Annotated in this window: 21 protein-coding genes; 6 read left to right on the top strand and 15 right to left on the bottom strand. The window is 70.0% G+C overall.

What is annotated here, in order from left to right; all coding sequences use genetic code 11:
• From phnE to ABTU92_RS03105, 6 genes are all read right to left on the bottom strand, one after another.
• Positions 1 to 798, bottom strand: a complete 798-nt coding sequence (gene phnE / locus ABTU92_RS03130) for a phosphonate ABC transporter, permease protein PhnE (RefSeq protein ID WP_408087576.1) — start codon at positions 796 to 798, stop codon at positions 1 to 3.
• The gene (gene phnD, locus ABTU92_RS03125; protein ID WP_408087574.1) at positions 795 to 1679 is read right to left on the bottom strand and encodes a phosphate/phosphite/phosphonate ABC transporter substrate-binding protein; all 885 of its coding nucleotides are present in this window, start codon (positions 1677 to 1679) and stop codon (positions 795 to 797) included. The genes phnE and phnD overlap by 4 nt, the downstream gene beginning before the upstream one ends.
• Before the next feature lie 50 nt (positions 1680 to 1729).
• Positions 1730 to 2506: a phosphonate ABC transporter ATP-binding protein gene (gene phnC, locus ABTU92_RS03120; RefSeq protein WP_408087572.1), complete on the bottom strand. Its 777-nt coding sequence runs from the start codon at positions 2504 to 2506 to the stop codon at positions 1730 to 1732.
• Between the two features lie 379 nt (positions 2507 to 2885).
• Positions 2886 to 4256, bottom strand: a complete 1371-nt coding sequence (locus ABTU92_RS03115) for a PFL family protein (RefSeq protein ID WP_408087570.1) — start codon at positions 4254 to 4256, stop codon at positions 2886 to 2888.
• Positions 4257 to 4415: 159 nt separating this feature from the next.
• Positions 4416 to 4727: an ACT domain-containing protein gene (locus ABTU92_RS03110; RefSeq protein ID WP_408087568.1), complete on the bottom strand. Its 312-nt coding sequence runs from the start codon at positions 4725 to 4727 to the stop codon at positions 4416 to 4418.
• A gap of 158 nt (positions 4728 to 4885) precedes the next feature.
• Positions 4886 to 5086, bottom strand: a complete 201-nt coding sequence (locus tag ABTU92_RS03105) for a hypothetical protein (protein WP_408087566.1) — start codon at positions 5084 to 5086, stop codon at positions 4886 to 4888.
• 240 nt (positions 5087 to 5326) lie between these two features.
• Here ABTU92_RS03105 and ABTU92_RS03100 point away from each other — a divergent pair, with 240 nt between their 5' ends.
• Positions 5327 to 6079 carry an SOUL family heme-binding protein gene (locus tag ABTU92_RS03100; protein WP_408087564.1) on the top strand — a complete coding sequence of 251 codons (753 nt, stop codon included), beginning with the start codon at positions 5327 to 5329 and terminating at the stop codon, positions 6077 to 6079.
• A 112-nt stretch (positions 6080 to 6191) separates the two neighbouring features.
• Positions 6192 to 6665 carry a DUF411 domain-containing protein gene (locus ABTU92_RS03095; protein ID WP_408087562.1) on the top strand — a complete coding sequence of 158 codons (474 nt, stop codon included), beginning with the start codon at positions 6192 to 6194 and terminating at the stop codon, positions 6663 to 6665.
• 37 nt (positions 6666 to 6702) lie between these two features.
• Here ABTU92_RS03095 and ABTU92_RS03090 read toward each other — a convergent pair whose 3' ends face one another.
• Complete coding sequence (locus tag ABTU92_RS03090) at positions 6703 to 8151, bottom strand: tryptophanase (protein WP_408087560.1); 1449 nt, start codon at positions 8149 to 8151, stop codon at positions 6703 to 6705.
• A gap of 410 nt (positions 8152 to 8561) precedes the next feature.
• Here ABTU92_RS03090 and ABTU92_RS03085 point away from each other — a divergent pair, with 410 nt between their 5' ends.
• Complete coding sequence (locus ABTU92_RS03085) at positions 8562 to 9332, top strand: hypothetical protein (protein ID WP_408087558.1); 771 nt, start codon at positions 8562 to 8564, stop codon at positions 9330 to 9332.
• A 289-nt stretch (positions 9333 to 9621) separates the two neighbouring features.
• Here ABTU92_RS03085 and gyrB read toward each other — a convergent pair whose 3' ends face one another.
• From gyrB to rpsT, 6 genes are all read right to left on the bottom strand, one after another.
• Entirely contained in the window at positions 9622 to 12054 is a 2433-nt protein-coding gene (gyrB, locus tag ABTU92_RS03080) for a DNA topoisomerase (ATP-hydrolyzing) subunit B (protein ID WP_408087556.1), read from the bottom strand.
• A 205-nt stretch (positions 12055 to 12259) separates the two neighbouring features.
• Positions 12260 to 13414, bottom strand: a complete 1155-nt coding sequence (gene recF / locus ABTU92_RS03075) for a DNA replication/repair protein RecF (protein WP_408087554.1) — start codon at positions 13412 to 13414, stop codon at positions 12260 to 12262.
• A 112-nt stretch (positions 13415 to 13526) separates the two neighbouring features.
• A complete protein-coding gene (gene dnaN / locus ABTU92_RS03070; RefSeq protein WP_408087552.1) occupies positions 13527 to 14645 on the bottom strand; it encodes a DNA polymerase III subunit beta in 1119 nt (372 codons plus the stop codon).
• A 345-nt stretch (positions 14646 to 14990) separates the two neighbouring features.
• Positions 14991 to 16079 (bottom strand): glycosyltransferase, encoded by a 1089-nt coding sequence (locus ABTU92_RS03065; RefSeq protein WP_408087550.1) that lies wholly within the window; start codon positions 16077 to 16079, stop codon positions 14991 to 14993.
• Positions 16080 to 16228: 149 nt separating this feature from the next.
• A complete protein-coding gene (dnaA, locus tag ABTU92_RS03060) occupies positions 16229 to 17686 on the bottom strand; it encodes a chromosomal replication initiator protein DnaA (RefSeq protein ID WP_408087632.1) in 1458 nt (485 codons plus the stop codon).
• Between the two features lie 1297 nt (positions 17687 to 18983).
• Positions 18984 to 19247: a 30S ribosomal protein S20 gene (gene rpsT, locus ABTU92_RS03055; RefSeq protein WP_378479098.1), complete on the bottom strand. Its 264-nt coding sequence runs from the start codon at positions 19245 to 19247 to the stop codon at positions 18984 to 18986.
• Positions 19248 to 19505: 258 nt separating this feature from the next.
• On the opposite strand from rpsT, the gene ABTU92_RS03050 reads away from it, so the two are divergent.
• From ABTU92_RS03050 to ABTU92_RS03040, 3 genes are all read left to right on the top strand, one after another.
• A complete protein-coding gene (locus ABTU92_RS03050; protein WP_408087548.1) occupies positions 19506 to 19823 on the top strand; it encodes a hypothetical protein in 318 nt (105 codons plus the stop codon).
• A gap of 121 nt (positions 19824 to 19944) precedes the next feature.
• A complete protein-coding gene (msrA, locus tag ABTU92_RS03045) occupies positions 19945 to 20604 on the top strand; it encodes a peptide-methionine (S)-S-oxide reductase MsrA (RefSeq protein WP_408087546.1) in 660 nt (219 codons plus the stop codon).
• Positions 20605 to 20878: 274 nt separating this feature from the next.
• On the top strand, positions 20879 to 21556 hold the full coding sequence (locus ABTU92_RS03040) for a polysaccharide biosynthesis/export family protein (protein WP_408087544.1): 678 nt from the start codon (positions 20879 to 20881) through the stop codon (positions 21554 to 21556).
• A 158-nt stretch (positions 21557 to 21714) separates the two neighbouring features.
• On the opposite strand, the gene ABTU92_RS03035 is transcribed toward ABTU92_RS03040, so the two are convergent.
• Both ABTU92_RS03035 and idi read right to left on the bottom strand, forming a co-directional pair.
• Positions 21715 to 22041 (bottom strand): cupin domain-containing protein, encoded by a 327-nt coding sequence (locus ABTU92_RS03035; protein ID WP_408087542.1) that lies wholly within the window; start codon positions 22039 to 22041, stop codon positions 21715 to 21717.
• A 58-nt stretch (positions 22042 to 22099) separates the two neighbouring features.
• Complete coding sequence (idi, locus tag ABTU92_RS03030) at positions 22100 to 22675, bottom strand: isopentenyl-diphosphate Delta-isomerase (RefSeq protein WP_408087540.1); 576 nt, start codon at positions 22673 to 22675, stop codon at positions 22100 to 22102.
• Between the last annotated feature and the right edge of the window lie 294 nt (positions 22676 to 22969).

Raw genomic sequence — 22969 nt, 5'->3', positions numbered from 1 at the left:
TCACTTCAGCACGCGGCGCAGCGCGGCGCCGAGCGCGTCGACCAGGGTGACGCAGGCCAGCATGCAGATCAGGATCGCCGACACCTGGGCGTAGTCGAGCACGCGCAGCGCCGCGATCAGCTCGAAGCCGATGCCGCCGGCGCCGACCGCGCCCAGCACCGTCGAGGCGCGGAAATTGTACTCCCAGCGGTAGATCGTGGTATCGGCGAGCTGCGGCATCACCTGGGCGACGACGGCGTGCCAGACCACCTGCGGGGTCGAGGCGCCGGTGGCGCGGGCCGCCTCGACGGGCTTCGGATCGACATGCTCGATGCTCTCGGCGAAGAACTTGCCCACCATGCCGACCGAGTGGAGGCCGAGGGCGAGCACACCGGGCAGTGCGCCGAAGCCGACCATCGCGACCAGGATGATGCCCATGATCAGCTCGGGGATCGAGCGCAGCAGATTCAGCATCAGCCGGGCGACGTGATAGACGGCGCGGTTCGGCGTCGTGTTGCCGGCGGCGAGCAGCGCCAGCGGCAGCGACAGGCCGACCGCGATCGCCGTGCCGGCGATCGACATCGCCAGCGTGTCGGCGAGCGGCCGCAGCCAGCCCGGGAAGCGGCTGAAGTCGGGCGGGAACATCTCGCGCGAGAGCTGGACCACGGCCGGCCAGGCGTCGGCGAAGCGGGCCGGGTCGAGGAGGCCGGTCAGCGCCATCGCCGTGATCACGACGGCGGCGACCGCGACCGCGAGGCCGGCGCGCCGCAGCCGCGCCGCCCCGTCCTGCGCCAGGATGGCGTCGTAGGCGAGGCTCATCCCTTCACCTTCGAGAGGTCGAGATTCAGCACCTGGGCGGTCTCGCGGAGGATGTCGTAGGCGCGGTCGTCGGTGGCGGCGAAGCCCTCGGCCCGGAACGTCTTGAGGATCGCGGCGTCCTTCATCTCCAGGAACGACGCCCGGATGGCGTCCTTCAGGGCCGGCGCCAGCGTGCCCTGCATCACCATCGGGTAGTTCGGGATCGGGTCGCTCTCGGCCAGCACCTTCACCTTGGCGCCGTCGATGGTGCCGCGCGCGACGAGCGCCGCAAAGATCTCCTGGCTCAGCCCGCCGGCCTGCACCTGGCCGGCCTGGACCGACCGCGCCACCGCATCGTGGGCGCCGAGATGGACGAACTTGTAGTCGCGCTCGCCGACCAGGCCGTTGCGGGCGAGCAGGGCGCGCGGGATCAGATGGCTCGAGGTCGAGGCGGCGTCGCCGAACCCGACCATCTTGCCGCGGATGTCCGCGATCGTCTTCACCGGGCCGTCGGCCTGGACGACGATCACGCCCTTGTAGGTCGGCGAGCCCTTGGCGACGCCGACCGCGAAGGGCTCGATGCCGGGGGCGCGCTGCTTGGCGAGCACGTAGGAGAGCGGACCGAAATAGGCGATCTCGATGCGGCCGAACCGCATCGCCTCGATCATCGAGGAGTAGTCGGTGGTGACGATCAGCTCGACGTCCTTCTTCAGCCGGCCTTCCAGATAGACCTTCAGGGGCTGCGCGTTCTGGATGATGGTCGAGGCGTTCTCGTCGGGCAGCAGGGCGACGCGCAGCTTGGCCGGGTCGGCGGCCTGCGCCTGCGCGCGGGTCACGAAGGGCGCGGCGGCGAGCGTCGTGGCGCCGAGCAGCGTGGCGGAGAGAAAGGTCCGGCGGTCCATCGGAAGGGTCCTTCTGCGGGGAGGGCGGTGAGGCGGACGCGGTGCGCCCGTCATTCGGCGGCGGCGACGAGCGGCACGGGATGCGGGTCCGCGGCCGGCGTGTCGTAGATGGCGTCGAGCACGCGCGGGCCGAGCTCGGCGGGCCGGCCGTCGTGGACGACGCGGCCGTGCGCCAGCGCGATCACCCGGTCGGCGAAGCGGCGCGCGAAGGCGAGCTGATGCAGGCTGACGATCGCCGTGATGCCGTCCTCGCGGCAGATGCGATGGAGATCGCTCAGCACCCGCTCGGCGCTGCCGGGATCGAGGCTCGCCACCGGCTCGTCGGCGAGCACGAGGGTGGGCTCCTGCGCCATCGCGCGGGCGATGCCGACGCGCTGCTGCTGGCCGCCGGAGAGCCGGTCGGCACGCTCCAGCGCGCGGTCGAGCAGGCCGACGCGGTCGAGCGCGGCGAGCGCCAGGCGCCGGTCGGCGCGCGGCAGCGGGAGCAGCGAGCGAAAGAAGCCGTGCGCGGCGAGCCGGCCGGTCAGGACGTTGTCGAGCGCGCTCAGCCGGCCGATGAGGTGATGCTGCTGGAACACCATGCCGGTGCGCCGGCGATGGCGGCGCAGCGCCTGCCGGTCGACGACGATCGAGCCGAGGCCGTCGGCGATCACGTCGCCGCCGGTCGGCGTCACCAGGCCGTTGAGGCAGCGCAGCAGCGTCGACTTGCCGGCCCCGGAGGCGCCGAGCAGCACCGTGAACTCGCCCGGCCGGAAGGCGAGCGAGGTCGGCTGCAGGGCGGTGAGGCCGTTCGCATAGGTCACGGTCGCGTGGTCGAGCCGCAGCATGATGATGGCGTCCGCCCGGTGTTCGAGTAAGCCGAACGATCAGCAAGATCGTTCACGAACGCCGATCTAGCGGACCCACATGACAGCCGGACGACAGGGGAGGGGGCTACGGCGTTTGGACGACACCGCGGGCTCGGATCCCTCTCCCCGCGCGCGGGGAGAGGGTGGCTCGCCTCGAAGAGGCGAGTCGGGTGAGAGGGCGTTTCCGTACAGCAGAGACTCGCGGCGACGCCCCCTCACCCGACGTCCGCGCTGGACGCGCGAACGTCGACCTCTCCCCGCACGCGGGGAGAGGTGAATCCGCGCGCGGGGAGAGGTGAAGTCGGGCAGACGTCGAGAAGTCGGGACGTTCTGGAAAAGCGAAGGAGCGGCCCGCCGCTCAGTTGATCAGCGCCTGCAGGGGCGCGGGGATGCGGCCGCCGCGGGCGACGAAGCGGGTGCTCGCCTCGGCGTGGACCGGGATGATCGGGGCGTGGCCGAGGAGGCCGCCGAAGTCGACCCTGTCGCCCACCGTCTTGCCGACCACCGGGATGATGCGCACCGCCGTGGTCTTGCGGTTGATCATGCCGATCGCCGCCTCGTCGGCCATGATGGCGGCGAGCGTCTCGGCCGGCGTGTCGCCCGGCACCGCGATCATGTCGAGGCCGACCGAGCAGACCGAGGTCATCGCCTCCAGCTTGTCGATGGTGAGCGTGCCCTGCGCCGCCGCCTCGATCATACCGGCGTCCTCGGAGAGCGGGATGAAGGCGCCCGACAGACCGCCGACATAGCTCGACGCCATGGCGCCGCCCTTCTTCACCGCGTCGTTGAGAAGTGCCAGCGCGGCCGTGGAGCCGTGGGTGCCCACCCGGTCGAGCCCGATCGCCTCGAGGATGCGGGCGACGCTGTCGCGCTCGGCCGGCGTCGGCGCGAGCGACAGGTCGATGATGCCGAACGGGATGCCGAGCCGGGCCGCGGCGGCGCGGCCGACCAGCTCGCCGGCCCGGGTGATCTTGAAAGCGGTGCCGCGGATCACCGCGGTGAGCGCGCCGAAGTCGACGTCGCCGGCCTCCTCGACGGCGCGCAGCACCACGCCCGGCCCGCTGACGCCGACATTGACCACGCAGTCGCTCTCGCTGGCGCCGTGGAAGGCGCCGGCCATGAACGGGTTGTCCTCGACGGCGTTGCAGAACACCACGAGCTTGGCGCAGCCGATCGAGCCGGCGTCGGCGGTCGCCGCCGCGATGGCCTTCACGCTGCGGCCCATCAGGGCGATCGCGTCCATGTTGAGGCCCGCCCGGGTCGAGCCGACATTGACCGAGGCGCAGACGCGCTTCGTCGCGGCGAGCGTCTGCGGCAGCGACGCGATCAACGCCTGGTCGACCGCGGTCATGCCCTTCTCGACGTGAGCAGAAAAGCCGCCGATGAAGTCGATGCCGAGCTCGTGGGCGGCGAGGTCGAGCGTCTCGCCGATCCTGATCATCTCGTCCGGCCCGCAGCGGCCGGCGATCAGCGACACCGGCGTCACGGCGATGCGGTTGTTGACGATCGGGATGCCGAACTCGCGGGCGATCTCGGCCGAGACCTTGGTCAGGTCGCGCGCGACGCGGGTCACCTTGGCGTGGATGTTGGCGCACAGGCTCGCGCAGTCGTCGGCGACGCAGTCGAACAGGCTGATGCCGACCGTGACGGTGCGGATGTCGAGCTTCTCGTGCCGCACCATGCCGATGGTCTCGAGGATTTCCTCGCCCGAGAAGCCGAGATGTTTCATCAGATGCCTCTTGTATCGAACTCGCTGGCTCCCCGGTCATTCCGGGGCGCGCTGTAAGCGCGAACCCGGAATCCAGTCACGAGCGCGGAGACTGTCGCTGGATTCCGGGTTCGACGCTGCGCGCCGTCCCGCAATGACCCGCGAGGATACCCGAAGGCCTCAGACCCGGTGCATCGCTTTGAAAATCTCCTCGCGCTCGATCTCGACCTTGACGGCGAGCGCGGCGCCCTTGCGGGCGAGGCGCTCGCGCAGATCGTCGAAGGAGACGTCGGAGGCGGACAGATCGACCATCATGATCATGGTGAAGAAGTCCCGCATCACCGACTGGCTGATGTCGAGGATGTTGACGCCGGCCTCGGCGATCACGGCGGAGATGCCGGCGATGATGCCGACGCGGTCGGCGCCGATGATCGTCACGATGGCGCGGCCGGAGAGGGGCTTGCCTGACGGAGTCTTGGCGGTCTGGGGCATGGCGGTCTCGGTCACGGGATTTTCGCGCAGCGTCCGCATGCTCGTCGGCGCGCGCGCGGCGACGGGGGCCGCCGGCTGGTCGTGGCCGTGTTTAGCGTGTCGCGCCTCGGCCGGCCACCGCGGGGTTCCGGCGACGACCGGGCTCCGGTCGGTGTCGATCAGGCGCTGGGACGGCCGAGGTCGGATGGGAGGGCATCGCGAAGCGCCCGGCCGCCGGCGCGGGCGGCGCGGCTCTGGGCGCGCAGGGCGGCCGCCTCGAGGCGAGCCTTCTCGGAGAGTGACCGCAAATGCTGGCTCTGGGCCAGGAGGACGCGGCTTTCGGCGTGGAGCGATTTGATGTCGTCGGAAAAGAGCTTCATGGGCGGACGAGAATCGGGGTTGGCGCTTCTGTCGTTGCGATGACATTCCGTAGGACACGGTCGTCTGATTTGCGGCGTTATGGTTAACAAATGGTAAATACGTAGCCAATCCCGCGTGGGCGTGGAGATTGTGCACTGCACAGTTGCGGCGATCGGTCTCCGCCCCTTCCGCCAGCCTCCCGTCCTTCCCAGATCGAGCTGGCCGGGCGGCGCCGATGCGGCCCGGCCGAGGAGGCCGCCATGTCGATCGTCACATCCATTCTGCAGGGCGCCGCGGGCGTCGTCGGGGTCCGCTCGGGGACCGAGGAGCCCCGCTTCGAGGTGCTGGAGCGGATCGGCGACGCGGTGGAAATCCGCCGCTACGGAGCCCGGCTCGCCGCCGACGTCACGGTCGCGGCCGACGAGATGGCGGCCCGCTCGGCCGGCTTCCGTCGGCTCGCCCGGTTCATCTTCGGCGCCAATCGGGCCCGCGACTCGATCGCCATGACGGCCCCGGTCACGGTCGCGTCCGGCGTGGGCGGGCAGCTCGGTGGGCCGGCTGTGCGGGGCGGCTCGGGCGGCTCGGGCGGATCGGCCCGCATCGCCATGACGGCCCCCGTGACGGTGGCGCCGACCTCGGTCACTCGCGCGGGTGACGTCGCCGACCGGGCGGCCGACGCGCCCGGCGTCGCGGCCGATCCGGGTGACCGCGACGGCGGCCCGCGCTGGACCATCCGGTTCTTCATGCCGGAACACTTCACCCGCGACACGCTGCCGGTGCCGGACGACCCCGGCATCGCCGTCGTCGAGGTGCCGGCCGAGACCGTCGCCGTCATTCGGTTCTCTGGATCGACCGCGCCCGACGCGGTGCAGCACCAGGCACGCCTGCTCGCCCGCATTCTGGCGACGACGCCGTGGCGCCCCGTCGGCGCGCCTTTCGCCCAGTTCTATGATCCGCCCTGGACCCTGCCGCCGCTCCGCCGCAACGAGGTCGCGGTGCGGGTGGAGGGGTAGGGGGGATACGCCGGAGCGATGCTGTAGTGTGCGAGCCGCTCCGGGGCCGATCCCGGACGAAACCGAGGTCCAGGTTCCGGCACAGCCCGGACCGTTCTCCAGGAGATGTCCCATGTCCCACGGCAGGGTGACCAGACGCGGGCTCGGCGTGCTGACGCTGCTCGCGGCGGCGGTCGCGTCCGGCGCCCCGGCGCGGGCGCAAGGGCGTTCGGTCCGCGTTCACAAGGATCCGTCCTGTGGCTGCTGCACCGGTTGGGCGCGCCATATGGAGGCGAATGGCTTCGCCGTGACCCTGGTCGACGTCGCCGATCTCGATGCGGTCAAGTCGCGGTTCGGTGTGCCGGACGAGCTGCGAACCTGCCACACGGCCGAGGTCGGCGGCTACGTGATCGAGGGGCATGTTCCGGCGACCGCGGTCGAGCGCCTTCTCGCCGAACGGCCGGCGGCCACCGGGCTCGCCGTGCCGGGCATGCCGATCGGCTCGCCCGGCATGGAGGGCGGGGCGCCCGAGACCTACCAGGTGATCCTGTTCGGTCCGGGCGTCCGCCGCGGCTACGGCCGCTTCCACGGCGCGTCTGCGGTCTGACCGTGTCCCGGCTGCCGCACCATCCGGGCCGTCGCTCTCACAGGCTGTCGCCGAAATCCGCCCTGAACTTCGCCACCAGCCGCTCCTGCCAGTCGGAGACCGGCTTCAGGAGGCCGTAGAAGAAGCGCAGCACCTCGGGCTCCTCGACGAAGGTGAGGCCGCCGACCAGCCGCCGGTTGGCGTGCAGCCACGACAGCCGGTCGATCGCGTACTTCACCTGGCTGAGCGTGAACACCCGGCGCGGCAGCGCCAGGCGCACCAGCTCCATGTTGGAGAACACCTCGCGGCCGTCCGGCTCGCGCTGCTCGGACAGCGTGCCGCGCTCCATGCCGCGGATGCCGGCGGCGATGTAGAGGGCCGAGGCGAGCGCGCCGGCCGGATACTGCGACTGCGGGATGTGGTCGACGAAGCGCTTGGCGTCGACGTGGCAGCCGAGCCCGCCGGGCGGCGTGATCACCGGCACGCCGCGGCGATCGAGCTCGTCCACCATGTAGGCGATGAACTGCGGCCCCTGGTTGATCATGTCCTCGTCCATGGTCTCCTCGAGACCGACGGTGAGCGCCTCGATCTCGCGCACCGACATGCCGCCATAGGTGAGGAAGCCCTCGTAGAGCGGGACGAGGCCGCGCATCTTCAGATAGACGTCCTGGTGGCGGATGCAGATGCCGCCGCCGCGCGCGCAGCCGAGCTTGCGCGCCGAGAAGTAGATGATGTCGCACAGATCCGCGATCTTGCGGGTGATCTCGCGGATGCTGAGATCCTTGCAGGACGGCTCGCGCGTCTTGTTGAAGTGGAGGTTGTCGGCGAGCAGGCTCGCGTCCATCACCAGCATGATGCCGTTCGCCCGGCACACCGCGCTGACCGCGGCGAGGTTCTCGATCGACACCGGCTGGCCGCCGATCAGGTTGGTGCCGGACTCGACCCGCACGAAGGCGACCTTGTCGGCGCCCCACTTGGCGATCACGGCGTTCAGCTTGCCGATGTCCATGTCGCCCTTGAACGGCAGGCGGCTCGTCACCTCGAGCCCGGCGTCCGACACCAGCTCCTCGACCACGCCGCCCTGCAGCGTGATGTGCGCCTTGGTGGTGGTGAAGTGATAGTTCATCGGCACGACCGAGCCGGGCGTCACCAGCACCTTGGCGAGGATGTGCTCGCAGGCGCGGCCCTGATGGGCGGGCAGGAAATACTCCATGCCGAAGATGTCGCGCAGCTTGGTCTCCAGCCGCGTGTAGGTGGCGCTGCCCGCATAGGCGTCGTCGGCGACCATCATGGCGGCGAGCTGCTGATCGCTCATGGCGTTGACGCCACTGTCGGTCAGCATGTCGAGGAACACCTCCTCGTTGGGCAGCAGGAAGGTGTTGTTGCCGGCCTTGGTCATCACCTCGAGGCGGCGCTCGATCGGCGGCAGGCCGAGTTTTTGGACGATCCGCACCTTGTGCATCTCGAGCGGAATCGTCTCGTCGCCGAAATACTTGATCTTCGACATGGGTCTCCCCGCTTAATACACTCTTGAAATCGATGCGGCGCCGGCGGCATGGCCGCGTCCGGAATTATGTTCGGGGTAACCAAATCGCGCGGCCGGAGCAATACCGTACTTCCTCGGACCCGGAGGGCGACGAAGTTCCCCTGACTGCCGGGACGGGATTGCGGCCCTCGTCGTTCCGACGGGATCGCCGCCACCCGCAGGCCGACAGCGCTTGGTACAGCAACGGACCCTTTGCGTGACGGTGGCGAACCCGTTCCGGACGCGATCATTGACGTGGAGAGGGTCGGTTCTCCGCAGCGCGAACATCGATCGTCACATCTCGCGGGGCCGGCCGGCTGCATGCCGCCGGCACTCGACCACGCCAGCGGCCGGGCCGGGAGCCGAGGTCGCCAATCGACAAGGAGTCTGAAATGAAGGTCATCAGTCTGGCCTCCGCTGTTGCGATCAGCTTGGGGCTCAGCAGCGCCGCGCTGGCACAACAGCCGAATCCGGCGACGTCCGGCACGCCCGGGCTGTCGTCCGGCAACGCCGCGATGCCGGGCGCGCGCCAGAGCGTCAGCAAGGGCGACATCAAGGACAAGCTGAAGCAGGCGGGGGTCGAGGACCGTGAGGAGTTCGAGGGGCATCTCGTGACCGCACGCGCGCCGAGCGGCCATTCGGTCGAGTTCATCGTAGGGCCGGAAGACTTCGAGGCCGACAAATCGGTCGATTTCGATCGCGACGCGTTCCGTGCGAAGTTGACCAGGGCCGGCTTCGACAACATTCGGTTCGCGAACAAGGCCGACATGGTGCGCGGACAGATGTCCGGCGACAAGCAGGTGCTCGCATTCAGCAGCGGCACCGCGCCGGCCGCCGGCGCCGCGCACAGCAAGTCGCCGGGGACCAGCGATTTGAAGAACGCGCTCGAGAAAGTCGGCCTCGACGATCGCAGCGAGTTCGAAGGCAGTCTGCTGACTGCTCGAACGGATCAGGGATCCATCAGGCTCCTCGTCGGCCCGGAGGAGTTCGAGGGCAGCAAGTCCGTCGAGCTGTCCGCCGACGACCTGAGCAAGCTCCAGCGGAACGGGTTTTCCGAGGCGGAGATGACCAAGAACGTCACCATGGTCCGGGGCAAGATGAACGATCTGGAGATCATCGCGCTGTCGGGGCAGGGCGTGGGCGCCACGACCGGCTCTCGTTGAGCCGACGAAACGCACGCGCTGGCCGTCGGATGTCACGCCGGCGGCCAGCGCGGCTTGCTTGGTGATTTGCTGCGCGGGCCGGTGTTCGGGCTGTCCAGTGCGATCGGCTTTGTCGAAGTCGAATCGCGCACCCGACCGCCGCCCGTCCCCGCGCAGGCGCCACCGACGCTACACTTCAGGATGCTGCACTTCAGTGACGCGCAGCCGGTCCGATGGACCGCGTGGGCACGGCGCGCCGTTCGGCGCCTTTGTCCACCCTGCGTTCCTCACGACGATAGCGCGCCCCGCCTCAAATATCCACGCTGGCGGCGAGCGCGTTCTCCTGGATGAACTCGCGGCGCGGCTCGACGATGTCGCCCATCAGCTTGGTGAAGATGTCCTCGGCCTCGTCGACCTCCTTGATCTTCACCTGGAGGAGCGAGCGGGCGTTGACGTCGAGCGTGGTCTCCCACAGCTGGTCGGGGTTCATCTCGCCCAGCCCCTTATAGCGCTGCAGCGTGACGCCCTTGCGGCCGGCCGCGATCACCGCCTCGATCAGGTCGACGGGACCGTGGATCGGCGTCTCGTCGCCCTTGCGGCGGAGCACGCCGGGCCGTGGATAGACCTGCTGGAGGAGCGGCGCGAGGTCGTCGAGCTTCTTGGCCTCGAGCGAGCCGAGCAGCGCGCCGTCGATCACCGCGACCTCCTTCACGCCGCGCACCGTGCGCTCGAACGTGAAGCCCTCGCCCTCGACGAACTTTCCTTCCCAGCCGCGCTCGGTCTCGTCGGCGAGCGCGTCGAGGCGGCGCGCGATATAGGCGGCGGCGCGATCGGCGCTCTCGCGGTCGAGCGCGATCGCCGGATTGAGCACGCCGGCGATGGCGGCCTGCTCGACCACCGCGCGGCGGTAGCGGCCGTGCAGGCCGCCGAGCACGCCGCGGACCGTGCGGGCCTGGTCGATCAGCAGCTTGAGGTCGGGGCCCGCGCGGTCCTCGCCCGAATGGGCGCGGAACACCGCCTCGTCGAGCCCGGTGGCGATCAGATAATCTTCCAGCGCGCGCTCGTCCTTGAGGTACTGCTCGGACTTGCCGCGGTTCACCTTGTAGAGCGGCGGCTGGGCGATGAAGATGTGGCCGCGATCGATCAATTCGCGCATCTGCCGGTAGAAGAACGTCAAGAGCAGCGTGCGGATATGGGCGCCGTCGACGTCGGCGTCCGTCATGATGATGATCTTGTGGTAGCGCAGCTTGTCGGCCGTGAACTCTTCCGAGATGCCGGTGCCGAGTGCCGTGATCAGCGTGCCGATCTCCTGGCTGGAGAGCATCTTGTCGATGCGGGCGCGCTCCACGTTCAAGATCTTGCCGCGCAACGGGAGCACCGCCTGGAACTCGCGATTGCGGCCCTGCTTGGCGGAGCCGCCGGCCGAGTCGCCCTCGACGATGAACAATTCGGACTTCGCCGGGTCGCGCTCCTGACAGTCGGCGAGTTTTCCAGGCAGCGAGGCGACGTCGAGGGCGCCCTTGCGCCGCGTCAGCTCGCGCGCCTTTCGTGCGGCTTCGCGGGCCGTGGCCGCCTCGACCACCTTGCCGACGACCACCTTGGCCTCGCTCGGATGCTCCTCGAGCCACGAGGCCAGCGCCTCGTTGAGCACGCCTTCCACGGCGGGGCGGACCTCGGAGGAGACCAGCTTGTCCTTGGTCTGCGACGAGAACTTCGGGTCCGGCACCTTCACGGAGAGCACCGCCGTGAGGCCCTCGCGGCAGTCGTCGCCGGTGAGCGCCACCTTCTCCTTCTTGGAGACGCCGCCGGACTCGGCATAGCCGGTGATCTGGCGGGTCAGCGCTCCGCGGAAGCCGGCCAGATGGGTGCCGCCGTCACGCTGCGGGATGTTGTTGGTGAAGCACAGGACGGTCTCGTGATAGCCGTCGTTCCACCACATCGCGCACTCGACCTCGATGCCGTCGCGCGACGACTTGATCACGATCGGGTCCGCGACCAGCGGCTTCTTGTTGCGGTCGATGTAACGCACGAAGGCCTCGACGCCGCCCTCGTAGTGCATCTCCTCGCGCTTCTCGACGGCGTGGCGCTGGTCGCACAGCAGGATCCGCACGCCCGAGTTCAGGAAGGCGAGCTCGCGCAGGCGATGCTCGAGCGTCGCCCAGTCGTACTCGGTCATCGTGAATGTCTCGGTCGAGGCCAGGAACGTCACCTCGGTGCCGCGCTGGCCGCCCGCCTCGCCGACCACGGCGAGCGGCGCCACCGCCTCGCCGTGCCGGAACTCGATCGCGTGCTCGTGGCCGTCGCGCCAGATGCGCAGCTTCAGCCAGCTCGACAGCGCGTTGACGACCGACACGCCGACGCCGTGCAGGCCGCCCGAGACCTTGTAGGAGTTCTGGTCGAATTTTCCGCCGGCGTGGAGCTGGGTCATGATGACCTCGGCGGCCGACACGCCCTCGCCCTTGTGGATCGCGGTCGGGATGCCGCGGCCGTCGTCCCGCACCGTCACCGAGCCGTCGGGATTCAGCGTGACCGAGACCTCGCGGGCGTAGCCGGCCAGCGCCTCGTCGATGGCGTTGTCGACCACCTCGTACACCATGTGGTGCAGGCCGGAGCCGTCGTCGGTGTCGCCGATATACATGCCCGGCCGCTTGCGCACGGCGTCGAGGCCCTTGAGGACCTTGATCGACTCGGCGCCGTAGTCGGAGCCGTCGGAGGGAAGGCGCGAGGGAGTCGGATCGTCCATGAAACGAGCTTCGAAAGGTCCTGGGACGGGGGAATTCGCTGGTTCGGTGTGACACGAAAGCCGGGGCGCGTACAGGACAATATGTCGATCCGTAAATGGTTATCGGACAAAGAGAATTCAAGAGATTTCGGCAGCCGCGGGACGGCCGTCCGACGGAGCCGTGCGACGGCGAATCAGGACAGTCCGAAAGCTATCGATTCCGGTGTCACGACACCTTCCGGACGAGGCTGTCGCCGTCCGGCCGGGGCGCGACCTCGAACACGTCCGCCTCGGCCGCGATCCCGGCGAAGGCGGCCGGGTCGGCGCCCGCCATCCAGACCTGGGCGCCGAGCGCGCCGAGCGCCTCGAACAGCGCGCCGCGTCGGCCGGGATCGAGATGGGCGACCACCTCGTCGAGCAGCACGACCGGGGCGATGCCGGTCATGGTGGCGACGAGCCCCGCGTGGGCCAGCACCAGCGTGATCAGCAGCGCCTTCTGCTCGCCCGTCGAGGCGTCGCGGGCCGCGATCCCCTTTGGCGCGAAGCTGACGAGCAGATCGGTGAGATGCGGGCCGTCGAGCGTGCGCCCGGCGGCGGCGTCGCGCCCGCGGTTGTCGCGCAACACCGTGCGGTACCGGTCCTCGACCTCGATCGCCGGACGGTCGAGCGCCGCCTGCTCCATCCAGCCGTCGAGCACCAGGCCCGCCGAGGGAAACGGCCCGGCCCCGCGCTCGAGCAGCGTCGCGGCGAGCCGCCGCACGGTCTCGGCCCGGGCGGCCGCCACGGCGACGGCGAGCTCGGCCGTCTCGTGCTCGGCGGCGTCGAGCCAGTGCGGGTCGGGCGACGGGCTTTCGAGGAGCCGATTGCGGCCCCGCAGGGCGCGCTCGAGTGCCGAGACGCGCGTCGCGTGGTCGGGATGCACGGCGAGCACCAGCCGGTCGAGGAAGCGCCGGCGCTCCGACGCCGGCCCGAGAAACAGCCCGTCCATGGTCGGCACCAGCCAGACGAGCCGCAGATGCTCGGCGAAGGCCGTCGCCGCGCCGACCGGCTCGCGGTCGATCCGGCATTTTCGCGCATGCGGGCCGTCGCCGCCGGCCGGCGCCAAAAGCCCGGTGCCGAGCGTCGCGAGCCCCTGCGCCCCCTCGACCTCGGCGGCCACGGCCCAGCTGCCGGGGCCGTCCTCGCGGGCGACGGCGTCGAGCGTCGCCCGGCGCAGGCCGCGCCCGGGGCCGAGAAACGAGATCGCTTCGAGAATGTTGGTCTTGCCGGCGCCGTTCGGCCCGGTCAGCACGACCAGCCGCCGCGACACGTTCAGGGTCGCGCTCGTCCAGCTGCGGAAGTCGGTCAGGCTGAGCTTGAGGATCTGCGGGGCGACGGTCATGTCCCTCACCTGTCATGGCCGGGCTCGTCCCGGCCATCCACGCTCTTGAAGACGTGGATGCCCGGCACGAGGCCGGGCATGACGACTCGGAGATTGCCGCGAGCGGCGCGCCTCACACCCGCATGGGCATCAGGACGTAGAGGGCGCCCTTGGCGTCCTTGTCCTGGATGAGGGTCGGCGAGCCCGGGTCGGCGAGCTTGAGGATCGCGGTGTCGCCCTCGATCTGGGCCGCGATGTCGAGCAGGTAGCGCGAGTTGAAGCCGATATCGAGCGGGTCGGCATCGTAGGCGACCTCGATCTCTTCGGTGGCGCTGCCGGAATCCGGGTTGGTCACTGAGAGGATCAGCTTGCTGCCCGAGATCGACAGCTTGACGGCGCGGCCGCGCTCGCTCGACACGGTCGAGACGCGGTCGACGGCCTGCTCGAAGTCGCGTTTCTCGACCTCGAGGAGCTTGTCGTTGCCGGCCGGGATGACGCGGCCGTAGTCCGGGAAGGTGCCGTCGATCAGCTTCGAGGTGAGCACGACGGCGCCCAGCGAGACGCGGATCTTGGTGGCGGAGAGCTCGATCTTCACCTCGCCCGCCGGGTCCTCGATCAGCCGATGCACCTCGCCGACCGTCTTGCGCGGCACGATCACGCCCGGCATGCCCTCGGTGCCGGCGGGCGCCGGGAACTCGACCTGGGCGAGGCGGTGGCCGTCGGTCGCGACGGCGCGCAGCCGCGCGGTCGCGCCCTCGCCGGCGACGTGCAGATAGATGCCGTTGAGGTAGTAGCGCGTCTCCTCGGTCGAGATGGCGAACTGGGTCTTGTCGATCAGCCGCTTGAGGTCGGCGGCCGGCAGCGCGAAGGCGTGCGTCATGTCGCCTGCTGCGAGATCCGGGAAGTCGCTCTCGGGCAGCGTCTGCAGCGTGAACTTGGAGCGTCCGGCCCGGATCGTCAGCACGGCGCGGTCGCCGGTGGCGTCGAGCGTCACCTGCGAGCCCTCCGGCAGCTTGCGGACGATCTCGTAGAACATGTGGGCCGGCACCGTGGTGACGCCGCCCGACGCCACCTCGGCCGGGATCGTCTCGATGATCTCGAGGTCGAGGTCGGTCGCCTTGAAGGACAGCTCCGAGCGGTCGGCGCGGATCAGCACGTTGGCGAGGATCGGGATGGTGTTGCGCCGCTCGACCACGCGGTGGACATGCGACAGCGATCGCAAAAGCTCGGACCGCTCGACCGTGACCTTCATGCGGAACCCCGCTCGACTGACTACGCAAAGGCGCGCCGGACAGGCCTGCGCCGACTGATGACGCTCGTCGCCGGGACGGTCCCGGCTCGGATGATGCTCATGGCCTAGGACGGTCCCGGCCCGGGCCGCCCGCTCGCGCGGGCGCCGGACGGACGCCGTGGGCGCACCGGAACACGGGAAAGTGCAATGCCGGGGCGGATTCGGCAAGGGTAACGACGCAATCCCCCGACAATCCGGGTGTTTTCGGCCGTCGTGTCGGCGATTGCGCTCGGCGTCGTGCGGGCCGTCGGGTCGCGACGGCACCATCGTCACCGGGCGGTGTCGCGGCCGGTCAGAGGCGGCCCGTCACAGCGTGATGCCGCCGGGCGGCGTCTCGGCGCCGGCCCGGTAGGCCAGCAGCTGCTCGGCCCGTCGCCACGGGGTGATGTGGTGGGCGTTCACATGGGCGCGCGCCGCGGTGGCGATGCGGCGCATCCGCTCGGGGTCGGCGAGCGCCGCCTCGACCACGGCGGTGAGGCTGCCCGGCACGTCGGCGTCGTAGTGGAGCGCGTGGACGCCCTCGAGAAGCGGGTGGAAGCGGGCGATGGTCGGCTGGTTGATCACCGGCACCGAGTAGACGGCCGCCGCCTCGTAGTGGCGGATGCAGTCCCAGCCGAAGCCCTCCGGCGACCAGGTCAGCCAGGCTTGGCTCATCAGCCGGCAGAACTCGTCCTTCCGCAGCCGCTCCTCGGCGATAAAGATGTCCTTGCGGCGCGCCGCCAGCGCCCGCAGCTCCTCCAGCCCGGTGTGGCGCACCGTCGAGGAGTTGGTGGCGACTGCGACGAGCAGGCCGATGGTCTTCTCCGGACACGCCGTCTCGGGCAGCGACGGGCCGTCGCTGAGATACCCGATCGCCCACGGCCGCAGCTTCTCGAGCCGGCTCCGGTTGCGCGGCTTGCGGCGGAAGCGGGTGGACGGCATCTCCGGATGGGCGGTGCGCTGGAACACCTGCCAGCGGTCGATCGGCAGCTCGCGCTTGAAGTAGAAGGTGCAGCGGTCGAGCAGGAAGGCGTTGCAGCGCGGGATCGTGCGCATGTCGTCGCCGTCGACGACGAGCACGCTCATGCGGCGCGGCAGCAGCCGGATCGCCTGGATGCCGAACAGCCGGATGAACCGCCGCCACGGTCGCGGCGGCCAGTGGAACACGCTGCGCAGCGGTCGCCAGTGCCAGGGCGGGTGGCGGGTCGGCGGATGCACCACGATGGTGTCGATCTCGTAGCGCCAGGCCCGCCGCCACAGGTCGACGAACTCGCGCAGGCCGAACTCGCGGACGTTCTCGGGGGCCGACGCGGCGAGGTCCTCCTCGCTCGTCCACAGCAGCATGGCGTTGGCCGGGTCGACGCGCGACAGGAGGCCGGCATTGCCGATCTCGACGATCGGCGGGGAGGCTTTCACGGGGACGGACCGGTCCGATGGCATGCAGGTCACTCGCTCGCGGCGGCCCGCGAGAGGAGCGGCGCCGCGTGGCCGGACCCTACTCCGGCGGGTGCGCCGGGGTCACGATCCGGATTGTATCGGAGTGTGACGGTGGTCCCCTTCGTGCCTCACTCCTGCAGCTCGCGCTTGATCGCCTCGATCTCCTCGGCGAGCGCGAGATCGTTGCCGACCAGGTTCTCGATCTTGCGGACGGCGTGCAGCACGGTCGTGTGGTCGCGGCCGCCGAAGCGGCGGCCGATCTCGGGCAGCGAGCGCAGCGTCAGGGTCTTGGCCAGATACATGGCGATCTGGCGCGGCCGCACCACGTTGGCGGTGCGGCGCGAGGAGAGGAGATCGCCGCGGCTGACATTGTAGCGGCGGGCGACGATGCGCTGGATCTCCTCGATCTTCACCTTGCGCGGCTCCTGCGGCCGCACGAGGTCGCGGATCTCGCGCTCGGCGAGCTCCATGGTGACCGGCTGGCCGGTCAGCTTGGAGTGGGCGAGCAGCCGGTTGAGGGCGCCTTCGAGGTCGCGACCGTTGTGGGTCACCGACTTCGCGATGAAGGCGAGGACGGGCGCCGGCACGTCGAAGGCGGCGTGGTGGTTGCGCGCGCTCGCCACCCGGGCCTGCAGGATCTCGAGCCGCAGATCCTCGCCGAACGAGCCCATCTCGACGACCAGCCCGCCGGCGAGCCGCGAGCGGACCCGGTCGTCGAGATTCTCGAGGTCGAGCGGCGGGCGGTCGGCGGCCACCACGACCTGCCGGCCGGCGTCGATCATGGCGTTGAGCGTGTGGGAGAACTCGGCGAAGGTCGACTTGCCCTGCAGGAACTGCAGGTCGTCGATGAGGAGCACGTCGGTCGCCCGCAGCACCTCCTTGAAGGCCAGCGTCGTCTGGGTGCGCAGCGACGAGACGAAGCCGTACACGAACTTCTCGGCCGTGAGATAGAGGACGCGCCGCTCGCCGCCGGCATTGCCGGCCCAGGCGATCGCCTGCAGCAGGTGGGTCTTGCCGAGCCCGACCGCGGCGTGGACGTAGAGCGGGTTGAACATCACCGGATCGCCGCGGCGCGCGGTGGCGACCTGCTTGGCGGCGGCATGGGCGAGCGAGTTCGCGCGGCCGACCACGAAGGAGTCGAAGGTCAGCCGCGGGTCGAGCGGCGAGCCGCCGATCGAATCGTGGGCCGAGGCCGCCGCCGGCGTCGCCGAAGCGATGGGCGCGGCGGCGTGGCCGTTGAGGGTGCCGAAGCCGACCGGTGCCGGATCGTGCCGCACCGTGACGGTGGCCGGCGACACCGGCTTGGTCGTCGCGGCCGCAGCGGGGCGCATCATCGTGGAGCGCACCGAGAGGTCGATGCGGCGGACCAGCGGCTCCTCGCCCTGCCAGCAGGCGAGCACCCGCTCGGCGTAGTGGGACTGAATCCAGCTCTTGAGGAAGCGGGTCGGCACCGAGAGGCGCACCGTCTCGCTCTCGACGCTCTCCAGCTCCATGCGGGCGAACCAGCTCGAGAAGATGTCCTCGCCGACCTCGGCGCGCAGGCGACCCTTCACCCGCGTCCAGCGTTCCTGATGGTTGTTCGTCATGGTCATGGCCTCACGCATTCCGCCTGGGGCGGACACTGACAGTCGGGTGCTCGCGCGGCCGGAGGGACTCCGGCGCGTTCGGGCACGGTCGATCCGCGGGGCGCCGCGGGCCTCGACGGGCGAGGCGGGCGCCCCCGGTGGTCAGCTTTCGGGAGGCGAGAGCGTGGCCGGTCGCACGGACGGGCCGGGACGGCGGGGGACGAGGGGCAGACGGGGAGAGAGAGCGGGTCCACGCCGACCGACAGCCGCGGGACCATTCGACACCGACCGGGCGTCGAAACGAATGTGCCACATTTTAGTCATGTTCGCCCCTGGACTTAAAGTCTGTAGTTCGGCCTCGAAGCCACAGAATTCCCGATCAGCCGCTGAAGTATTGGTTCAGCGGACGTCGAACAGTCCCGTTTGTTTTCAGGTACAAGAGATGGGGTCGATACGCCGTACGAGCCTTCGGCACGTTCACGTTGTTACTTTAAACTACGCCTTTCGGTGTGAACGTCGCGCCTGTGACTCACGATCTCGACCTCTTCTTCGGAACCCGCCGAGCGGCGGGGCCTGTCCATCACCAATACACAGGGCCCCCCCGGCCCGCAATGCCCTGGATGGGGCGGCTCGGCGGCAATGCAGCGTCGGGTTACGCCGGGCCGCGCAACGAATCTTCTTGCAAACGACAACCGATTGTCCGCGCGTCGAATTTCATCGTGTTGTGACAAACCGCGCGGGTTAACCAAACTGCCCCGCGACGGCGCGCGGCGGAGACGGCGTGCGACAGCCCGGGAGGCAATGCCGACCGGTCGCCTCGGCTTTGATGTTAACGCTTTGTTAAGGCGCTGAATTTCCTGCGCGCCCGAGCCGGGTAACCTGCGCTCCGATGGGCATCCGGCCGGGGGGACTCGTAACTCGCGTGGAATACGGGAAACTACTTAAAGTCGCGATTGTGCTTAACGGGACCGCGAAGTTGTTGCGCAAGAGCAACGGTGATGCCTCGGAACAACATCGAAAGCCGGGGTTCTTCGTAAGGGATCGTCCGCGTCATGTCATCCGACCTACGTAGATGAACAGGGGACAACGACAGAATTGTCGTGGCGCGGTCGGGTGTTTGGAACATCGAAACAAGGATTTGCGGAACCGAGGGGCGGAAATGCGACTCGCGAATGCCTCGGCGCAGAGCCTGTCAGGATCCGAGATCGTGTGACGGCGGTCACCCCGGCTGCGGGGCAGGCCCGTCCGAAACGACGAAAGGCCGGGACGACCCCGGCCTTCTCACAACCCCGAAAGAGAGGAACGACCGCGGTCGTTCTCAGGCGAGCTTGGTCACCGCATGGGTGAGGCGCGCCACCTTGCGGCTGGCGCTGCGCTTGTGGACCACGCCCTTCTGGGCCGCCCGCATGAGCACCGGCTCGGCCGCCTGCAGGGCCGCCGTGGCCGCCGCCTTGTCGCCGCTCGCCAGCGCCTCCTCGACCTTGCGGACGAAGGTGCGCATGCGCGAGCGCCGCGCCTTGTTCACCTCGGTGCGACGCGCGATCTTGCGGGTGGCCTTCTTGGCGGAAGTCGTATTGGCCATCTTGGCGGTGTCCGTCCGTTGTAACCGAGTGACTCGGTCTCAGTGTCTGTCGTCGTCTGTCTTGCCGTGGGGCGGCCCGGGATGGCCCGGTCCGGCGCCGCGCTCGCAAGGGGCGCACAAAATCTGCCGCGGCGCGCTCGCGCCGCCGGGTGAGCGACGCTTATAAGTGTGCGCCCCGTCGGCGTCAACGGCCCTCTGTCGGATGTTTGCGGCGCACGCTATGATTTCCACATACCCCTCCGAGCGCGGCCTTTCCCGATGATTCGCTTCGCCTTTCGCTTCGTCGGCCTGTGGATCCTGGCCGCGGCCTTCATCTTCCTCGTCTACGACGGCACCCGGTCGATCGCCGCCGGGGTGGTGCTGATCAAGCCGTTCGGCGAGACCTGGAACGACATCCATGCCGGCAGCCTGCAGGCCTTGCAGCCGATCATGGAGCGGCACTCGCCCTGGCTGTGGGATCCCGCCATGCTCAAGGCGCTGACCTCGCCGACCTGGCTGGTGCTCGGGGTCATCGGCATGATTCTCGTGCTGCTCGGCCGCAAGAAGAAGCCGCTGATCGGCTACGCGCGTCGCTGAACCCCGCTTTCCCGGTTCCCGCCTGATCGAGATGTGATCGGCCGCCCGCCTGCGCCGGGCGGCCGCGCTCCCCATATCTCGCCTCGCGTCCGCAGCGGCGCACCCGAGAAGGAGACCCCCGATGTTCCTGTTCCGCAAGAAGGCCGAGATGCCGTCCCCGCGCGAGATGCTGCCGGGGCGCGACCGGCCGATCCCGACCGCGTCGCATCACTTCGTCAACGGGCGCGCCCTGCAGGGACCGTATCCGGACGGGCTCGAGACGGCGATCTTCGGGCTGGGCTGCTTCTGGGGCGCCGAGCGGAAGTTCTGGCAGCTCGGCGACGGCGTTCACGTCACGGCGGTGGGTTACGCCGGCGGCGGCACGCCGAACCCGACCTACGAGGAGGTCTGCTCCGGCCGCACCGGCCACAACGAGGTGGTGCTGGTGGTCTTCGATCCGAGGACGATCTCCTACGAGCGCCTGCTGCAGACCTTCTGGGAGAGCCACGACCCGACCCAGGGCATGCGCCAGGGCAACGACGTCGGCACCCAGTATCGCTCCGGCATCTATGTCGGGTCGCCGGCGCAGCGCGCCGCCGCGGAAGCGTCGCGCGACGCCTATCAGGCGGCGCTGTCGGCGCGCGGCCACGGGGCGATCACGACCGAGATCGTCGACGCGCCGCCGTTCTATTTCGCCGAGGACTATCACCAGCAGTATCTCGCCAAGAACCCGGCCGGCTATTGCGGGCTCGGCGGCACCGGCGTGAGCTGCCCGGTCGGCGCCGGCGTGCCGGCGGCGTGAGGGGCGCAGCGCCCGGGCGCTGAAGCAGACTTTCCATCGATCGCGATCACGCGCGGCCGGGCACGCCCCGGCCGCATTTCTTATCCTGCGCGATGTCTGCTCGGTGTCACCGCAACGGATCTAACCGTGGACCGTGGCAGGGCCGCCGCACGTCGCCGCGGAGCGACGAAACCCTGGCGTGCGCGGCCCGGAAACCCCCGTGCGGTGAAGCTTTGTTAACGATAATGAGGTGTTAATCCCGGACAGTAGAGTTCTCAGCGCAGTCCGGATTCCCATGCGGCACGTTCGTAACCTCGTCGTGATCCTCGCCGCCCTGGCCGTCTCCGGCTGTGTCTCGACGCCGCGCTTCCTGATGCCCGGCCCGCCGCCGCCGCCGCCCTCGATCGACGCGGTCGTCTACGGCGGTCCCGACGTGACCGGTGCGATCCCCGGTGCGATCCCTGGGCCGTCGCCCGCCGTCGCCGCGGCGCTGGTCCGGGCCGACGATCCCGATCCGCCCTACACGCTCGATGCCGGCGACCGGCTGCGCGTCGTGGTCTACGGCCAGGAGGGGCTCACCAACACCTATGCGGTCGATGCCGCCGGCCGCATCACGCTGCCGCTGATCGGTGGCGTCGCGGCCCGCGGCCGCACCACGGCCGAGCTCGCCAGGGTGATCGCGGCACGGCTGCGCGACGGCTACATCCGCGAGCCGCATGTCGCGGTCGAGGTCGAGTCCTATCGGCCGTTCTTCATTCTCGGCGAGGTGGCGTTCCCGGGCCAGTACCCGTTCGTCGCCCATCTCACGGCCGAGACGGCGGTGGCGATCGCCGGCGGCTTCACGCCGCGCGCCTATCGCACCGAGATCGAGATCACCCGCCCGACCCCGCAGGGACCGGTCCGCCTCAAGGGCCCGATGCTCACCCCGGTGCGCCCGGGCGACACCGTGGTGGTGTCGGAGCGGTGGTTCTGAGGGTCGCTTTCGGCGTACCCGCGATCCCTCGCGCAAGGCTTATCCGCTCGTCCCCGCGAAGGCGGCGACCCAGGGGCGGCACGGTGCGACGTCCTGGATTCCCGCCTTCGCGGGAATGAGCGGAGGTCTGGGCCGCGCCCCGGAATGACAATCGCCCCTCACCGGTGATGCACGGCGAGCCACACGGTGGCGCCGTCCGGATCGGTCGCGTCGACGCGGTGGCGGGCGTGGGCCGGGATGTGGACGAAGTCGCCGGGGCGCAGGTCTCGCGGCGCCGCCTCCTTCTCGAACCGCAGGGTCGCGGTCCCGCTGAGCAGCACCACCCATTCGCCCCAGGCCTGATCGTACCAGAAGCCCGGCGGGCTCGCCTGACCGTGCGAGACGATGCGCTCGATCTTGAGATCCGGCGTCGCGAGCAGGGTCGCGATCACCTCCTCGGCGCGGCGCGTCTCGCTGCCGGCGAACAGGTTGCCGCTGGTGATCATTCCGGCCTCGCTGCTCTCGGTCGGTCGCCCCGGTCCGCCACGGCCTGACGCCGTGGCGTCACGTCGCGCGCGCGAGCCAGGCCGCGATGTCGTCGCGATGCTGGTTCAGGTAGTGGCGGAACCACACGGCGTAGCGCTCGGGATGCGCCTTCTGGTCGGCGAACAGCGTCTCGAACGGCACCCAGGCGTACTCGCTCACCTCGTCCGGTGCCGGCGCGACCGCGCCGTCGAAGGTGCCGCCGAAGGCATGCACCAGCTCGTCCTCGATGAAGCCGTTGGACAGCGTCGCGCGGTAATGCGTCTTGAAGATCGGCGCGAGCGCGCAGGCGAATCCCATCTCCTCGGGCAGCCGCCGCAGCGCCGCGTCGAGCGTCGACTCGCCGGGCCGCGGGTGGCTGCAGCAGGTGTTCGCCCACAGCCCGCCCGAGTGGTACTTGGCCGGGTTGCGGCGCTGGATCAGGATCTCGCCGCGGGCGTTGCGGACCAGCACCGAGATGGCGCGATGCGGCAGGCCGCGGCGATGCACCTCGGTCTTGCCGGCGACGCCGAGCGGCCGGTCGTCGGCGTCGACCAGGATGATCTGCTCCTCGGTCGCGTCCTCGGTCGTCGGGTCGGCGATCGCATCGACCGGCATTCTGGATCTCTCGTGCTGCAGTGCGTGACGACCGCGTGGGGTGCCGCGCGGAATGGCCGCAGTATAGGCAAGGGGGGCGGGGCGACAACCCCGGGCCGACAATCCCGGGCCGATAGCCCGGGGCCGACGTGCCCGCGACGCCGAACGGCCGGCGCGGGCGCCGGCCGTCATGGGTGTCGCCAAGGAAGGGGGCGGTTCGGCCCGGTCCGGGGCGGGGCGGGGCTGCCGGACCGCGCCGCGCCAGAGCCGCCGCTGCGGTCAGATCGCCGCCGCTGCGGTCAGACCGCAGCCGCT

Origin of the sequence: Rhodoplanes sp. SY1 (assembly GCF_046000175.1) — a bacterium.
Classification (GTDB): domain Bacteria; phylum Pseudomonadota; class Alphaproteobacteria; order Rhizobiales; family Xanthobacteraceae; genus Rhodoplanes.
The sequence above is the reverse complement of the archived record's forward strand: the minus strand, read 5'-3'. Positions and strand labels throughout refer to the sequence as shown.

Bases quoted from the DNA above. Each gene is read 5' to 3' on its own strand.
- ABTU92_RS03105 (WP_408087566.1), bottom strand. From the start codon at position 5,086: ATGAAGCTCTTTTCCGACGACATCAAATCGCTCCACGCCGAAAGCCGC.
- rpsT (WP_378479098.1), bottom strand. From the start codon at position 19,247: ATGGCCAATACGACTTCCGCCAAGAAGGCCACCCGCAAGATCGCGCGT.
- ABTU92_RS03050 (WP_408087548.1), top strand. From the start codon at position 19,506: ATGATTCGCTTCGCCTTTCGCTTCGTCGGCCTGTGGATCCTGGCCGCG.
- phnD (WP_408087574.1), bottom strand. From the start codon at position 1,679: ATGGACCGCCGGACCTTTCTCTCCGCCACGCTGCTCGGCGCCACGACG.
- ABTU92_RS03095 (WP_408087562.1), top strand. From the start codon at position 6,192: ATGTCCCACGGCAGGGTGACCAGACGCGGGCTCGGCGTGCTGACGCTG.
- ABTU92_RS03040 (WP_408087544.1), top strand. From the start codon at position 20,879: ATGCGGCACGTTCGTAACCTCGTCGTGATCCTCGCCGCCCTGGCCGTC.
- gyrB (WP_408087556.1), bottom strand. From the start codon at position 12,054: ATGGACGATCCGACTCCCTCGCGCCTTCCCTCCGACGGCTCCGACTAC.
- dnaN (WP_408087552.1), bottom strand. From the start codon at position 14,645: ATGAAGGTCACGGTCGAGCGGTCCGAGCTTTTGCGATCGCTGTCGCAT.
- ABTU92_RS03110 (WP_408087568.1), bottom strand. From the start codon at position 4,727: ATGCCCCAGACCGCCAAGACTCCGTCAGGCAAGCCCCTCTCCGGCCGC.
- recF (WP_408087554.1), bottom strand. From the start codon at position 13,414: ATGACCGTCGCCCCGCAGATCCTCAAGCTCAGCCTGACCGACTTCCGC.
- ABTU92_RS03090 (WP_408087560.1), bottom strand. From the start codon at position 8,151: ATGTCGAAGATCAAGTATTTCGGCGACGAGACGATTCCGCTCGAGATG.
- dnaA (WP_408087632.1), bottom strand. From the start codon at position 17,686: ATGACGAACAACCATCAGGAACGCTGGACGCGGGTGAAGGGTCGCCTG.
- ABTU92_RS03035 (WP_408087542.1), bottom strand. From the start codon at position 22,041: ATGATCACCAGCGGCAACCTGTTCGCCGGCAGCGAGACGCGCCGCGCC.
- msrA (WP_408087546.1), top strand. From the start codon at position 19,945: ATGTTCCTGTTCCGCAAGAAGGCCGAGATGCCGTCCCCGCGCGAGATG.
- idi (WP_408087540.1), bottom strand. From the start codon at position 22,675: ATGCCGGTCGATGCGATCGCCGACCCGACGACCGAGGACGCGACCGAG.
- ABTU92_RS03100 (WP_408087564.1), top strand. From the start codon at position 5,327: ATGTCGATCGTCACATCCATTCTGCAGGGCGCCGCGGGCGTCGTCGGG.
- ABTU92_RS03085 (WP_408087558.1), top strand. From the start codon at position 8,562: ATGAAGGTCATCAGTCTGGCCTCCGCTGTTGCGATCAGCTTGGGGCTC.
- phnC (WP_408087572.1), bottom strand. From the start codon at position 2,506: ATGCTGCGGCTCGACCACGCGACCGTGACCTATGCGAACGGCCTCACC.
- phnE (WP_408087576.1), bottom strand. From the start codon at position 798: ATGAGCCTCGCCTACGACGCCATCCTGGCGCAGGACGGGGCGGCGCGG.
- ABTU92_RS03115 (WP_408087570.1), bottom strand. From the start codon at position 4,256: ATGAAACATCTCGGCTTCTCGGGCGAGGAAATCCTCGAGACCATCGGC.